Genomic DNA, 13,367 nt, shown 5'->3' with positions numbered 1-13,367 from the left:
ATGCACGGCATGAGTGACGACACCGAGCTCGTGGTCCTGCTCGACGAGCAGGGTGCCCCGTGTGGCACCGCCGACAAGCGCACCGTCCACCACACCGCGACGCCCCTGCACCTGGCCTTCTCCTGCTGGCTGTTCGACGACGCCGGGCGCACGCTGCTCACCCGGCGCGCGAGCACCAAGCGGACCTGGCCGGGCATCTGGACGAACAGCTTCTGCGGGCACCCCGGGCCGGACGAGCCGATGGCGGAGGCGATCCGGCGGCGCGCGCGAGACGAGCTCGGACTGGAGATCACCGACCTGGAGACGGTGCTCCCGGACTTCCGCTACCGCGCGGTCATGGCGGACGGCACCGTGGAGAACGAGATCTGCCCGGTCCACTGGGCCCGGCCGGTGGGCGAGCCCGTGCCGAACCCCGACGAGGTGGACGAGCTGCGCTGGGTGGACGTCACCGAGCTCACCACGCTGCTCGAGGCCGACCCGGACCGGTACAGCCCGTGGATGCACGACGAGCTCGCGCAGCTCGCCCCGCGTCTGGCATCTGCGAGAGTAGGAGAGTGAGCAGCGTGGGCAAGGGCGAGTTGAGTGGCGAGATCCGGGTCTGGGTCGACGGTGAGCGGGTGGACGAGAAGCCGGCCCTGGCCGCGCTCGACCACGGCATCTCGGTGGGGGACGGGGTGTTCGAGACCTGCAAGGTGGTGAACGGCCGGCCGTTCGCCCTCGACCGGCACCACGAGCGGTTGGATCGGTCGCTGGCCGGCATCGGCCTGCCGCCGGCCGACCGGGAGCGGATCGGCCAGGGGATCGAGGCGGTGCTCGAGGGCAACCCGATCGAGTTCGGCCGGCTGCGCTACGTCGTGACGGCCGGACCGGGCCCGTTGGGCTCAGACCGGTTCGGGACCAGTGCGCAGGACTTCACCTACATCGTCAGCACCGCCCCACAGCCGCTGCCGCCGGCCTCGGGCAAGGTGGTCGTGGTGCCGTGGACCCGCAACGAACGCAGCGCCGTGGCCGGGTTGAAGACCACGTCGTATGCCGAGAACGTCGTCGCGCTCGCCTACGCCCAGGAGCGCGGGGGGATCGAGGCGATCTTCGCCAACACCCGCGGTGAGCTGTGCGAGTGCACCGGCTCCAACGTCTTCGTCGTCCAGCACGGCCAGGTCCTCACCCCGCCGCTCGAAGCGGGTCCGCTGGCGGGAATCACCCGCGGCCTGGTCATCGAGTGGTGCCGCGAGGAGGGCCTCACCGTGCGGGAGCAGACCCTGCCGGTGGAGGTGCTGCAGGAGGCAGACGAGGTCTTCATCACGTCCTCGACGAAGGACGTCATGCCGGTGCACGCCGTCGACGACCGCGACCTGCCGACTCCCGGGCCGGTGACCCAGCGGGCCGCGGAGGTCTTCGCCCGGTTGTCCCAGGAGCGCCCGAACCCCTGAGGACGACCCGACGCGACCTACCGGAGACCCCCGGATTCGTCGTCGGGCCCGGGCATTGGCTATCCTCATCGCGCACCGCCCACCACGGGCGAGGACGTGTAGCTCAGTTGGTTAGAGCGTTCGCTTCACACGCGAGAGGTCAGGGGTTCGAGTCCCTTCACGTCCACCACGGCCAAACGGCCTATGACCTGCGGGGATGCGCGAAGGGGGATCGGTGCCTCCGGTTTCCGTGTCGGATATGTGTCGAATGCGTTCGCATTTCCGCCTGCACAGAGGCCGTCGGCCGAACTGTGGCGACCACGCGATGCTCCCCTCTCGAGCCTGGGTCTCCTCATTCGGGGCTGTCTTCAGCACGGTCTTGATCAAGGTGCCTTAGCAGCCCGTCGGCCGGTCAGGTCTTTCCCACGAGGGCGGGCGGCCTGACCTGGTCCTCGACCGCGGCCGCTCGGCGCCGTCGGCGGCACGGCGACCTTCATCGAGCGCGCGACTCCGCCTCTGTCGTTCATCCCGACTCTTGTCGCCGAACTCGGTCAGCGTGTCTTGCCCGGTTACGCCGCACGTCGCGACTCACGACGCGAACCCAGGAACCGTCGGTGGAGCTCGGAGCCGAACCAAGATTTCTCCCGGCAAACCATTGTCGCCTCCGGTCCGGTGGTCTAACCTCCACATATGGACCTGTCTGACCAACCTAAGCTCGCGCCGATCGCAGCCTCCCGGCGCTACCTCGCAGTAGCTCAGCAGGTGATGGCGGCCATCGCCCGGGGTGAGTTCTCGGTGGGGGAGCGACTGCCTGCTGAACGAGAGCTGGCTTTGCAGGCAGGAGTCAGCCGACCCACTGCGCGAGAGGCGCTCTTGGTGCTTGAGCTGGCGGGCGCGATTGAGAGCCGTCCGGGGGATGGGGCGTACGTCAGCAGACCTGGCCTTCGCCGAGTGTCCGATGGCCAGTCCTCGATTGACGCGCCGCCTCGAGAACTCTTGGAGGCGAGGAGCCTGATCGAACCACAAGTTGCGGCCCACATTGCCCGTCACCCTATCGACGCAGAGCAAATGCGTGGACTCCGCGCGAACGTGGCCGACAATGCGGCCATCGTGGCCGACCCCGCTTGCGTGACTGAATTCGTCGAGCGTGGCTTGGAGTTCCACCTCCTGCTCGCCAAGGCCACGCGCAACAGCATCTTGTCTGAGGTCACGTTCCAACTCGTTGACAACGAGCGGCACCCACTTTGGAGGCTCGTCAACGAGCAGATCATGCGGGACATCAATCTGAGGAAAGCTCACATTGAAGAGCACGCACAGATACTGGACGCGATAGAAGAGGGACGCTCCGAGTCTGCGGAGAAGTGCATGCAGCAGCACCTATTTGATTTGCAGGGACAGATCTTTTCCTAAGTAGAGAGGGGTACTTTTCCGTGGAGATGGGCACGCCGCATACCGCTATCACCGGCGGCATTGTCGTCAATGACACCTGGTCGGGGCCAGCGACTGTGTTGATAGCCGGGAGGCAAATCGTTGCGCTGGTCGACCCTTCGGCCAAGCTGCCCCCAAGCGTCCAGCAGGTGATCGCTGCGGGCGGAAGGCTGGTGCTTCCTGGCGGAGTGGATCCGCACTGCCACGTGAAGACAGAAATGGGAAGCTACACAACGCTAGATGACTACGGTGAAGCGACCTCCGCGGCGATCTGGGGTGGCACAACCACCATCGTCGACTTTGCCATACCTACTCCGGGGCAGACGCCGTGGGACGCGGTGACGGAACGCTTGAAACTTGCGAGCCTCGCGAAGTGCGACACGGCGCTGCACGGCTGCGTGACGGAGTGGGAAGAAGACACAGCTGATCAGCTCGCAGAGATGGCGAAGATCGGCGTCCGGACGGTCAAGCTCTTCACCACCTACCGGGACTCGGTGATGGCGACCTCCGACACGGTACTGAAGGTGATGCAGTGCTTATCCGAGTTGGGCGGGATCGCCTACATCCATGCGGAGTCAAACCACTTGGTTGAGGCCGCGCATGAGCACGCATTGGCTCGGGAAGAGATGTCGGCTGCCTACCACAGCAAGACGCGACCTGAGCACACTGAGGAAGCCGCGGTCTCAGAGATCCTGAACATCGCTGAAGCCTTGGGCTCGCATGCCTACTTTGTGCATCAGTCAACACCACGAGCCGTGGAGCTGGTTCGCGAGGCGAGGGCGCGAGGTGTGCTCGCTTACAGCGAGACCTGTCCCCATTACCTCCTCATGAACAATGAGCGGTACGCAGAGGACCAGCCTGAGCGTTACGTGTGCTGCCCGCCCCTGCGGAGCCCGGAGACAATGAGAGGACTCCGGGAGTCGGTCATACGTCAAGAAGTGCAGACAATCGGAAGCGATCACAACTGTTTCGATCTGAAGCAGAAGCTCGCGTGCCGCGATGATGTTCGGCACATGCCGAACGGAATGCCTGGGGTCGAGCTCCGTCTTCCGCTCATTTTCAGTGAGCTTGCTGTCCGCGGGTCTATGCACCCTCAGGCGCTGGTCGCTATGCTGTGCGCTAATCCGGCGCGATTGAACGGGATATACCCACGCAAGGGCGTCATTGCCCCTGGAGCAGATGCAGATGTCGTCATCTTGAACACGGATACCTGCGCTCCGGTGGCAGTGAACAACCTGCACATGGCGACGGATTACTCCCCGTTTGAGGGGGTTGAACTTCGGGCCTCGGTAGAGACGGTCCTCGTTGGAGGCCAAGTCGTCCTCCGGGACGGTGCCATGGTCGATAACGAAGTCCGTGGCCGGCAACTCGAGTCCGCGCCATCAAGCGCCACTTTGCTCTGTTAAACACCTGACCTCGATGCCTGTGGCACGGTCGTTGGAGAGGAATACGCAATGAATGACACCCGATTTGACATCAGCCGCAGGGGCCTTCTGAAGGCAGGACTCGCCACGGGAACGGTGCTCCTGCTTCCCGGGATCGCGGCGTGCAGCTCATCCAGTTCTCAAGGGTCCGCCTCGACGGGCGGTTCCGGGTCAGTGCTCGTGGTCGCCGCCCTGACTACGCCGGCAAGCGTTGACCAAGACTTCGATACGTCAGCTCAATCCCACGAAGTCAGAATGAACACGATGGAGCGCCTCATGGCCTATGGCCTGCAGGCGAGTCCAGAACAAGGGGTGCGCCAGGAGGACTTCAACAAGCTCGAGCCACGACTGGCCGCATCGTGGGAGCTGAACAAGGACAGCACGGAGATCACCTTCCATCTGCGCAAGGGCGTCAAGAGCCCGTGGGGAAACCCGTTCACGGCTGAGGATGTCAAGTGGACCTGGGATCGGGCCTGGGCGCTGAAGACCGTCGGCAGTTTCTACCTGCGGTCGGTCCTGCGCATGACCAAGCCGGGCTGGCAGGTCCTCGATGACCACACGATCAGGCTGCGCGTCCCGGAGCCCAGCCCGCTGCTGGAGTCACTCTGGATCAACATGGACCTGGGCATACTCGACTCCAAGGCTGCTAAGAAGAATGCGACGGCCGATGATCCGTGGGCGCGTCAATGGGTGTCGAAGAACTCACCTTCCTTCGCGCCGTACCAGATCACGCAGTGGCAGCCGGGTCACCAAGTCGTGCTCTCTGCCTTCAATGGCTACTACAGAGGGCGCCCGTCGATCTCACGCGTGGTCTTCCAAGAGGTTCCTGAGTCCTCCAGCCGTCTTGCCCTGCTGCTCAACGGTGGAGCGCAAATCGCCGAGGACCTGGCGCCACGAGACTTCGTGCAGGGGCAGAAGTCCAGCAGCGCCAAAGCCGTCTCACTCGTTGCGAACTCCGTCTACCGAGTCGAGTTCAACAACAAGCAGGCACCCTTCGACCAACCGCTTGTCCGCCAGGCGCTGAACTACGCCATTGACCGAAAGGCGATCATCGAAGGGCCATGGGATGGCCTAGCGAAGGTCTGCAAGAGCCCCTTGCCTCCGTCTTACCCCACCTACGATGCTGGCTTCTTCGACTACACCTATGACCCGGAGAAGGCGAAGAGCCTTCTGAGGAAGGCTGGCCATCCGTCGCTGTCGAGTTCTCTCAGTTACCGGGCTGGCGACGCGGTCGAGGCGCAGATGGCTCAGCTGATTCAGACGGATCTCGCAAAGATCGGGGTCCAGATCCAACTGTCTGAGCAGCCCGCGTCCACGTATCTGCAGAACATTCTCACGCACAAGTACCCCATGTACTTGTACGTCGATTCCTCACAGTTGCCCACCCCCTCCTATGCCTTGAATCTGTGGTTGAACAGCAATTCCGCCATCAACTACTCCCAGTATCAGGATCGGGACGTGGACGAAGTGATTCACAAGATGCTGTCGACCGTCGACGACCAGGAGACGCTGAGGCTCTCGCGCGAAGTGCAGAAGCGGGTCATGGAGGACCCGCCGTGGATCTACTTGGTGTACCCCGGCTACCACGTCCTGCTCGGAGACAAGGTTTCAGGGTTTGCGTGGCGAACGCCGGTCAACCCCATCGAGTACTGGAACTTGAAGGTGTCATGACTATCGAGGGACAGCGTCATCAGCTTGCCGTGGACGCGGCCGCTATGCCTGCGGAGGAAGGGGGCGGCACTCCGGAGCCGACCCGACCGCCCGACAGGCGCGGCCGGCGTCAACTCGTGCCAAGGAGCGGCCGTGCCAGGTACTACCTCTATCGGGTCGGGCTCCTCGTTCCGCAAACGCTGGCAGTCAGTGTCGTCGCGTTCCTACTCCTGCACCTGATACCGGGCGATCCCGCCAAGTCGCTGTTGGGGCCGCTGGCCACCCCCAGCAGCGTGAAGGCGTTGCGGGACCAGCTAGGGCTGAACAAACCGCTCCCGGAGCAGTACCTGCTGTACCTGCAGAACGCGGTACACGGTAACTTGGGGACGTCAACCGCAACCTCCAACCAGGTATCGCACGACTTGGCAACGCGGGCGGCCCCGACACTGGAGCTCCTGCTGATCTCCATGGTCCTGCTGCTCGTTCTGGCGCTGGCCATCGGGCTCCTCGGCATCTTTAAGCCGAAGAACTGGCTGACCAGGTTCGCACGCTTCTACTCAGCGACCGCGGGGTCCTTTCCCGACTTCTGGATAGGCCTGCTGCTCCTGTTCCTGTTCTACCACCAATTGGGGATTGCGCCCTCACCCAGCGGACAGCTGGATCCGACGATTCTTCCTCCGCCTCAAGTCACCGGGTCAACACTCCTGGACGGACTTCTGGCCGGACAATGGGCAGTAGTGAGCAACTCCATTGGGCATCTAGTCCTACCGGTCGCCACTTTGGTCATCGTCAACCTGGGGCCGGTACTGCGGATGGCAAGCGGTAGCTTCGAAGTACTCGCCAGCAGCAGAAGCATCTACTTCTCCCGCGCACTGGGACTGTCCTACGCGGTGATAGCAAAGCGAACCCTCAAACAGGCCCTTCCGCCCATCCTCACGCTTTCCGGAACGCTCTTCGTGTTCCTCCTGTCCGGTGTGGTCGTCACGGAGCAGGTCTTCGCGTGGGGCGGCCTGGGTCAATATGTGGTGGGAGCCGTGCAGCAGAGTGACTATTTTGCAGTCCTCGGATTCCTCATCATCGCCTCCATCTTCACCCTCGTTGTGTACCTGCTGATCGATATTGTCCATGCCCTTACAGACCCCCGGCTCAAGCTCGGGGTGAAGGAGAGCGATAAGTGATGTCCCCTCGGCATGTTGAATCACTGACCGGACGAGTCGGCGAGCCAGCATCTGGACTACCCAAAGATGTGCCGCCCGCGGAGTCGGCGTCGTCACGCAAGAAGGTGATTCGCCCGAAGAACGTCGGCCTGATCGTGGCGTCGGTGGTGCTGGCCTTCGAGGTCGTCGCCATGATCGCCCCCGGGCTGCTGACCACCCACTCTCCCGTCTCGGCGAACGCCTCACAGGTGCTGCTTCCCCCTTCGAGTACGCACTGGCTCGGCACGGAAGCCAACGGGGTCGACATGTTCTCAAGAATCGTGTACGCCACGAGGACCGACCTGCTCATCGCCCTCATCTGCGTCGCCGTGGCCATGGTTGCGGGAGGCCTGCTGGGCGTCTTTGCAGGCTACGTCCGAAACTTCCTCAGCGAGGGACTGATGCGGCTGCTGGACTTCCTCCAGTCCTTCCCCATCTTCATCCTGGCCCTCGCCTTCGTGGCCATCCGCGGCCAGTCCCGACTCAACGTCATGATCGTCCTGTCGCTTCTGTTCATACCCGTCATCGCCAGGCTCGTCCGCGCCGAAGCCCTCGCGACAAGCGAGAAGGCATACGTGCGGATCTCACGGCATCTCGGGGTGGGTGCGCGCAAAGTGATGCTGGGACACGTCCTGCCGAACAGCCTCGGGTCATCTGTGATCCAGATGTCCGTGAACGCGGGTCTAGCAGTACTGCTCACGGCCGACCTGGGCTTCATCGGCGCCGGAGTCAGGCCGCCTACCCCAGAATGGGGGGCAGACGCCGCGTCCGGAGCACAGCAGCTGCTCATCGGAAAATGGTGGGCCTCGGTATTTCCCGGTGTGGCCATCATCCTGACCGTGTGGGCACTGTCTTACCTCAGCATCTGGTTCGGCAACAGGTTCATCGCCCACCGGAGCCGACCCCGAACAAGGATTGGTGCGGCATCGTGACCATCACATTGAAAGATTTCCGAGTGAGCGCCGGGAACCGCCTGCTGGTTGAAGTCCCGGAGATGGCCCTCGAACCTGGCGCTCTCACCGGACTCACCGGTCCCTCTCGAAGCGGCAAGAGCGTACTGTGCCAGACGCTCGTGGGGCTAGCTGACCCGAACTGGACCGTCAGCGGCGCGTGCACACGCGACGGCGAGGAGCTGCTGAAGGCCGGACGCGTGCACATGAAGCCGGGCAAAGACGCCTGCTGGATCGGTGCAGACCCACGCAGTCTGCTCGATCCCCTGCAGCGGTGCGGGCGCCAGCTGATCGACGCTTACCGTGCCTCCCACAAAGGTGCCTCCGCATCGACTGCCGAGGCGGCGTCGCAGGCCATGCTGGTCGAACTGGGCATCGATGATCCCGTCCGCCGCATGCGGAACTATCCACACGAGATCAGCGGCGGCATGGCGCAGCGAGTCGTTATCGCAGCTGCCCTGCTGACCGACGCGCGACTCGTCGTGCTTGACGACGCACTCGTGGGGCTTGACGCGACACTGGAAATGCAAATTGCCAGCTTGGTGAGGAGCACCGCACTCGAGGCAGACAGAGTCGTCGTTTTCGCAAGCCACGATCCGCTGCTGGTGGAGCACGTCTCGGATGTGGTGTACATGTTCGCGGAGGGCTGCGCACGCTCCTCGGGCGAAGTGCCTGATCTATGGCGAGAGTACGTGGCGCTCGTGTCTCTTGAAGACCTTCCTGAAGGGATCGACTGTGAACAGTCAGCGTGACTACCCATCATTGGAGGTAACTGGGCTGCGGCGCGAATTTTCAGTGGCGGGAAGTACTCGACCGCTGGTCGCCGTGAACGACGTCTCCCTGACCGTGACAGAAGGCTCTGTCGTCGGCATCGTGGGAGAGAGCGGTTCCGGGAAGAGCACCCTCGGATACTGCCTGTCCGGATACCTGCGGCCGACCAGTGGCTCCGTGACGGTGCTGGGCGAGCCGCTGACCTGGAGCAGGCGGACGAGATCCGTCCCGAAGGTACAGATGGCCTTCCAGGACGCTTTCGAGTCCTTGGATCCGCGATGGACGATCGGCGAATCCCTGCGAGAAGCCGCAGCCGCTTCCGGGGCCAGCGAACAAGACATCGCTGACGCCGTTGAGTCGATGGGCATGCGCACCGACATCTTGGACCAACATCCAAGCGACCTCTCGCCCGGCTATCAAAAGGTCATCAACCTGGTCAGGGCAGTAGTGGCCGGGGCGCGGGTCATCGTAGCCGACGAGCCCACATCGGGACTGGACCTGCGTTCGCGCCGCCTCATGGCCGGCGCACTTCGCACGTTGGCGCGCAACTCGGGGATCTCGCTTCTTCTCATCTCCCACGACTTGCCCTTCATCCAACACCTCGCCGACACCATCTACGTGATGTACCTGGGTGACGTGGTCGAGCAGGGAGACAAGTCACGAGTGTTCTCACACCCAATGCACCCGTATGCCCGAGCATTGGTCGCAGCATCGCTGCGCGAAGAGTCCGTGAAGCTCGCCGGCGAGATACCGTCCCCGACAGATCGGCCCAAGGGCTGCCCGCTGGCCGGCAGATGCCCCTTCGCTGAGGCCCGATGCTGGGCGGAGGAGCAGCGCCTACTGGGCGGTTCCGATCACCAGTGGGCGTGCTGGAAGGCAGAAGACATCGACAAAGAAATCCGTTCGAGAGAGGAAGAAGGGGTGAAGTCGGCGTGAACACAGCCAGGCTTGAAGGGAAGGTGGCCATGGTCACCGGCGGCTGCGGTGTCTTGGGCGCGGCCATCGCTGACACGCTGTCGTCAAACGGCGCCAAGGTCGTACTCGCCGACTTGGACGCCACCTCGCGAACCGGGACAAGCGAACACTTCCCGGTCGACATGAACGTCGGCAGCGAAGAGTCGGTCGCTCAGGGCTTTGCGTCCGTTGACAAGCAGTACGGCCGCTTGGACGTCCTGGTCAACGCCGCTGGGTATGAGCAGTCCGAGCCGGTCGAGGCCATGACGAGCTCGAACTGGAACAACATGCTGAACGTGCACCTAACCGGAACATTCTATTGCTGCAAGGAAGGGTTCCTGCGGATGCAGCGTCAGAGATCCGGCAAGATCATCAACATCTCATCACAACTAGCCTACAAGGGCGCTGCGAACCTGGCACACTACTGCGCGGCCAAGGCCGGCACCCTTGGCTTCACCCGAGCCTTCGCCCGAGAGGCAATCGCCGCGAACGTCTTCGTCAATACCGTCGCGCCAGGCCCCGTGGACAGCCCGGTCCTTCGCGCGTGCGGCGAGGAATTCATTGAGCGCAAATTGATGGAGATGCCCATAGGACGCCTGGGCACGCCCCCCGAGATCGCGGGCACAGTGCTCATGCTGGCCAGCGTCGATGGCGAGTTCTACGTCGGGCAGACACTGTGCCCATCCGGTGGGGACGTGATGCTCTGAATGCCCAAGCTCAGCTGCCAAGCACACAGACGTTAGGGGTCTTCCATTGAAGGCACTGATCACCGGATCGACAGGGTTCATTGGAGGCCATCTGACAGCTCAGCTCGGCGAGCTCGGCTGGGACGTGCAGCCTCTTGCCCTACGGGGCCACGAGGTAGATGTCCGGGATGCCGAAGCCGTGCACGAATGCATGCGAAACGTGCGCCCGGACGTCGTGTTCCACCTCGCCGGCATCTCCGGGCCCATGGTGGCCCCGTCCGACCCAGGCTTGGTCGCCGCAGTCAACTGCGGGGGGACGGTCAACGTCTTCGAGGCTGCCAGAGAGTCCGGCGCCAGCCGCGTGGTGTATGCCTCAAGCGTCAGCGGCTTCGATGGCGGTTCACCCAACTGCCCGGAGCCGTTGACCGTATACGGCGCCTCCAAGCGCTTCGGCGAAGCGGCGTTGCGCGCACAGATGGGGGTAGATATTCTGCACACGTCGGCGCGCATCGGATCCGTCTACGGCCGCGGCAGACAGACACTGGACACCCTGGACAACATGATCCTTCAGGCGCGCCGGGACGGCCTTGTCAGTTACGCTCCCCACGGCAAGGTGCCGCTGATCCACATCGCCGATCTGGCCGCGGCACTAGCCGCGCTCGGCTCAGTGCAAGTACCGCCGGAGACCTGCGACCTGGTGGTGGAGTTCGTCGGCCAAGAGGTGCTCGCCACTTTGGTCGCCAAGGCAACCGGGGCGGTCGCGAAGCCGTCGGACAGCAACGAACGCGACCTCGCAACCTACCCCGGAGGGTTCACCAGTGAGGACGTCGCTCGTTTGGTGCCCGACAGGCATCTCACAACGGTCGCAGAGGCGCTACCTGACATGTTGGTGGCCAGCTAGCCGAACGGAACGGAAATGAAGTTGCCAGCGCTTGTGAGAGACGCCGCATGACGCCACCACGGTTTCTTGTGACCACCGCCATACCCGATTCCGGCATGGACTTGCTCGCCCAGGCCGGCGAGGTGCACGTCCTGCCGGATGGCTACAGTCCCCAGCAGCTGAAAGAAGGGTGCGCTTCGGGCAAGTATGACGTCGTCGTTGCCCAGTTGCGTGACCAGTTCGATGAGGACCTACTGTCGGTGGCCTCCATCCGCGGGATCTCCAACTACTCCGTAGGCTTCGACAACGTGGACGTCGACGCTGCAACTCGCCACGGAATCATCGTCTGCAACACACCGGGTGTCCTGACCACAGCCACCGCCGATCTGACCATGCTGCTCCTCCTCGCAGTCGCCCGCCGATGCGTCGAGGGTGACGACTTCCTGAGATCCGGGCGATACCGCGGCTGGAAGCCGGACCTCCTGTTGGGATCGGACGTCACGGGAGCCACACTCGGACTGGTGGGCTTCGGACGAATCGCCCAGGCAGTCGCCCGTCGCGCCCTCGCCTTCGACATGAAGGTGCTCTGCACGACCCGGACGCCTCCCTCGGCAGGGGGGCCACACGACGGGTCCCGACTGGTGTCCTTCGTGCCATGGGAGGAGCTGCTGGGGCACAGTGACTACCTGTCCTTGCACGTACCGCACACGCATGAAACTCATCACCTGGTGGACGAGCAGGCACTCAAGCTGATGAAGCCTTCCGCCTACCTCATCAACACGGCGCGGGGCGCCGTTGTTGACGAACAGGCGCTGGTTGACGCTCTAAAGGCAGGCAGCATTGCTGGCGCAGCCCTCGACGTCTACGAAGACGAACCGGCCGTCGCTGAGGGCCTGACGGATCTCACCAACACCGTGCTCCTGCCGCACCTGGGCAGTGCAACGCGCACAACTCGCAGCAAGATGGCCCAAGTCTGCGCCAACAATGCCATTGCTGTTGCCAACGGCGGCGTGCCCAACCACGTCGTAAATGGCGGGTGACGCTGTCCCGGCGCATCCCTCAAGACAGCCACGCAACTGCCCCACCCGTGGGCGGCTCGTTGGACCCATCGTTCCGGCTGCACACGCGGCACGAGCTCAACGGCCCAAGCCCAGCCACCAGGAGGACTCCGTGACCGTTGTGGTCGCCCCGGACAAGTTCAAGGGCTCGCTGACTGCGGAGCAGGTCGCCGCCGCGGTGGGCAGCGGGCTGCGCCGGGTGGTGGCCGCGGACGTCGTCGCCGTGCCGGTCGCCGATGGTGGGGACGGCACGGTGGCGGCCGCGCTGGCCGCGGGCTACGAGCCCGTCTCGGTCCGGGCGGCCGGTCCGACGGGGGAGCCGGTGCGGACGACCTATGCCCGGGCCGGCGACCTGGCGGTCATCGAGATGGCGGACGTCTCGGGGCTGGTGCGGCTGCCCGGGGGACGCCAGGAGCCGCTCACGGCCACGAGCCGCGGGCTCGGGGAGGTCATGGCGGCTGCCATCGACGCGGGGTGCAGGCGGCTGGTCCTCGGTATCGGTGGCAGCGCGAGCACCGACGGAGGGGCGGGCATGCTGACGGCGCTCGGCGCCCGGTTGCTCGATGCCGCCGGGGCGCCCTTGGCCGACGGCGGCGGGTCGCTCGGTGGCCTGGCCGGGCTCGACCTGGCACCCCTTCGTGCGCGCATGGGGGAGGTGACGGTCACCGTCGCCTGTGACGTGGACAACCCGCTCACCGGCCCCCGCGGTGCCGCCGCGGTCTACGGGCCGCAGAAGGGCGCCAGTGCTGCCGACGTGGCGGCACTGGACGCCCACCTGGCGCATTTGGCCGACGTGGTGACCGCCACGACCGGTGCTGACGTGCGGGAGGAGCCGGGCGCCGGTGCCGCCGGTGGCGTCGGCTATGCCGCCCTGGCCGTCCTGGGGGCCCGGTTGCGCCCGGGCATCGACCTGGTCCTGGACCTCGTCGGCTTCCGGGAGAAGCTCGTCGGTGCCGACCTG

The 13,367-nt window shown here is 64.4% G+C and carries 13 protein-coding genes and 1 tRNA gene; all 14 read left to right on the top strand.

Annotated features, from left to right (window positions below):
- Nucleotides 1–9 precede the first annotated feature (9 nt).
- Nucleotides 10–558 carry an isopentenyl-diphosphate Delta-isomerase gene (gene idi, locus VFL99_RS10535; protein WP_325106307.1) on the top strand — a complete coding sequence of 183 codons (549 nt, stop codon included), beginning with the start codon at nucleotides 10–12 and terminating at the stop codon, nucleotides 556–558.
- Nucleotides 555–1,430 (top strand): aminotransferase class IV, encoded by an 876-nt coding sequence (locus tag VFL99_RS10530; RefSeq protein WP_325106306.1) that lies wholly within the window; start codon nucleotides 555–557, stop codon nucleotides 1,428–1,430. Before idi ends, VFL99_RS10530 begins: the two co-directional genes overlap by 4 nt.
- Before the next feature lie 92 nt (nucleotides 1,431–1,522).
- Nucleotides 1,523–1,599, top strand: a tRNA-Val gene (locus tag VFL99_RS10525).
- Between the two features lie 500 nt (nucleotides 1,600–2,099).
- Nucleotides 2,100–2,819, top strand: a complete 720-nt coding sequence (locus tag VFL99_RS10520; RefSeq protein WP_325106305.1) for a FadR/GntR family transcriptional regulator — start codon at nucleotides 2,100–2,102, stop codon at nucleotides 2,817–2,819.
- Nucleotides 2,820–2,845: 26 nt separating this feature from the next.
- Nucleotides 2,846–4,243 carry an amidohydrolase family protein gene (locus VFL99_RS10515; protein WP_325106341.1) on the top strand — a complete coding sequence of 466 codons (1,398 nt, stop codon included), beginning with the start codon at nucleotides 2,846–2,848 and terminating at the stop codon, nucleotides 4,241–4,243.
- Between the two features lie 273 nt (nucleotides 4,244–4,516).
- On the top strand, nucleotides 4,517–5,932 hold the full coding sequence (locus tag VFL99_RS10510) for an ABC transporter substrate-binding protein (protein ID WP_325106304.1): 1,416 nt from the start codon (nucleotides 4,517–4,519) through the stop codon (nucleotides 5,930–5,932).
- Complete coding sequence (locus VFL99_RS10505; protein ID WP_325106303.1) at nucleotides 5,929–7,089, top strand: ABC transporter permease; 1,161 nt, start codon at nucleotides 5,929–5,931, stop codon at nucleotides 7,087–7,089. Before VFL99_RS10510 ends, VFL99_RS10505 begins: the two co-directional genes overlap by 4 nt.
- A 104-nt stretch (nucleotides 7,090–7,193) precedes the next feature.
- A complete protein-coding gene (locus VFL99_RS10500) occupies nucleotides 7,194–8,039 on the top strand; it encodes an ABC transporter permease (RefSeq protein WP_325106302.1) in 846 nt (281 codons plus the stop codon).
- A complete protein-coding gene (locus VFL99_RS10495; protein WP_325106301.1) occupies nucleotides 8,036–8,809 on the top strand; it encodes an ATP-binding cassette domain-containing protein in 774 nt (257 codons plus the stop codon). The genes VFL99_RS10500 and VFL99_RS10495 overlap by 4 nt, the downstream gene beginning before the upstream one ends.
- Nucleotides 8,810–8,882: 73 nt before the next feature.
- Nucleotides 8,883–9,764 carry an oligopeptide/dipeptide ABC transporter ATP-binding protein gene (locus VFL99_RS10490; RefSeq protein ID WP_325106300.1) on the top strand — a complete coding sequence of 294 codons (882 nt, stop codon included), beginning with the start codon at nucleotides 8,883–8,885 and terminating at the stop codon, nucleotides 9,762–9,764.
- Nucleotides 9,761–10,489, top strand: coding sequence for an SDR family NAD(P)-dependent oxidoreductase (locus VFL99_RS10485; RefSeq protein ID WP_325106299.1), 729 nt, complete (start codon nucleotides 9,761–9,763; stop codon nucleotides 10,487–10,489). The genes VFL99_RS10490 and VFL99_RS10485 overlap by 4 nt, the downstream gene beginning before the upstream one ends.
- A gap of 46 nt (nucleotides 10,490–10,535) precedes the next feature.
- Nucleotides 10,536–11,369 carry an NAD-dependent epimerase/dehydratase family protein gene (locus VFL99_RS10480; protein WP_325106298.1) on the top strand — a complete coding sequence of 278 codons (834 nt, stop codon included), beginning with the start codon at nucleotides 10,536–10,538 and terminating at the stop codon, nucleotides 11,367–11,369.
- 47 nt (nucleotides 11,370–11,416) lie between these two features.
- Nucleotides 11,417–12,388 (top strand): 2-hydroxyacid dehydrogenase, encoded by a 972-nt coding sequence (locus VFL99_RS10475; RefSeq protein WP_325106297.1) that lies wholly within the window; start codon nucleotides 11,417–11,419, stop codon nucleotides 12,386–12,388.
- 130 nt (nucleotides 12,389–12,518) lie between these two features.
- A partial coding sequence (locus tag VFL99_RS10470; RefSeq protein ID WP_325106296.1) for a glycerate kinase occupies nucleotides 12,519–13,367 on the top strand: 849 nt, incomplete at its 3' end.

The sequence above is a fragment of the Segeticoccus sp. genome, assembly GCF_035708005.1.
This window is presented reverse-complemented; position numbering and strand designations above follow the sequence as displayed.

Coding starts and splice junctions, on each gene's coding strand:
- idi (WP_325106307.1), top strand. CDS start 10: ATGAGTGACGACACCGAGCTCGTGGTCCTGCTCGACGAGCAGGGTGCC.
- VFL99_RS10520 (WP_325106305.1), top strand. CDS start 2,100: ATGGACCTGTCTGACCAACCTAAGCTCGCGCCGATCGCAGCCTCCCGG.
- VFL99_RS10515 (WP_325106341.1), top strand. CDS start 2,846: ATGGGCACGCCGCATACCGCTATCACCGGCGGCATTGTCGTCAATGAC.
- VFL99_RS10510 (WP_325106304.1), top strand. CDS start 4,517: ATGAACACGATGGAGCGCCTCATGGCCTATGGCCTGCAGGCGAGTCCA.
- VFL99_RS10505 (WP_325106303.1), top strand. CDS start 5,929: ATGACTATCGAGGGACAGCGTCATCAGCTTGCCGTGGACGCGGCCGCT.
- VFL99_RS10475 (WP_325106297.1), top strand. CDS start 11,417: ATGACGCCACCACGGTTTCTTGTGACCACCGCCATACCCGATTCCGGC.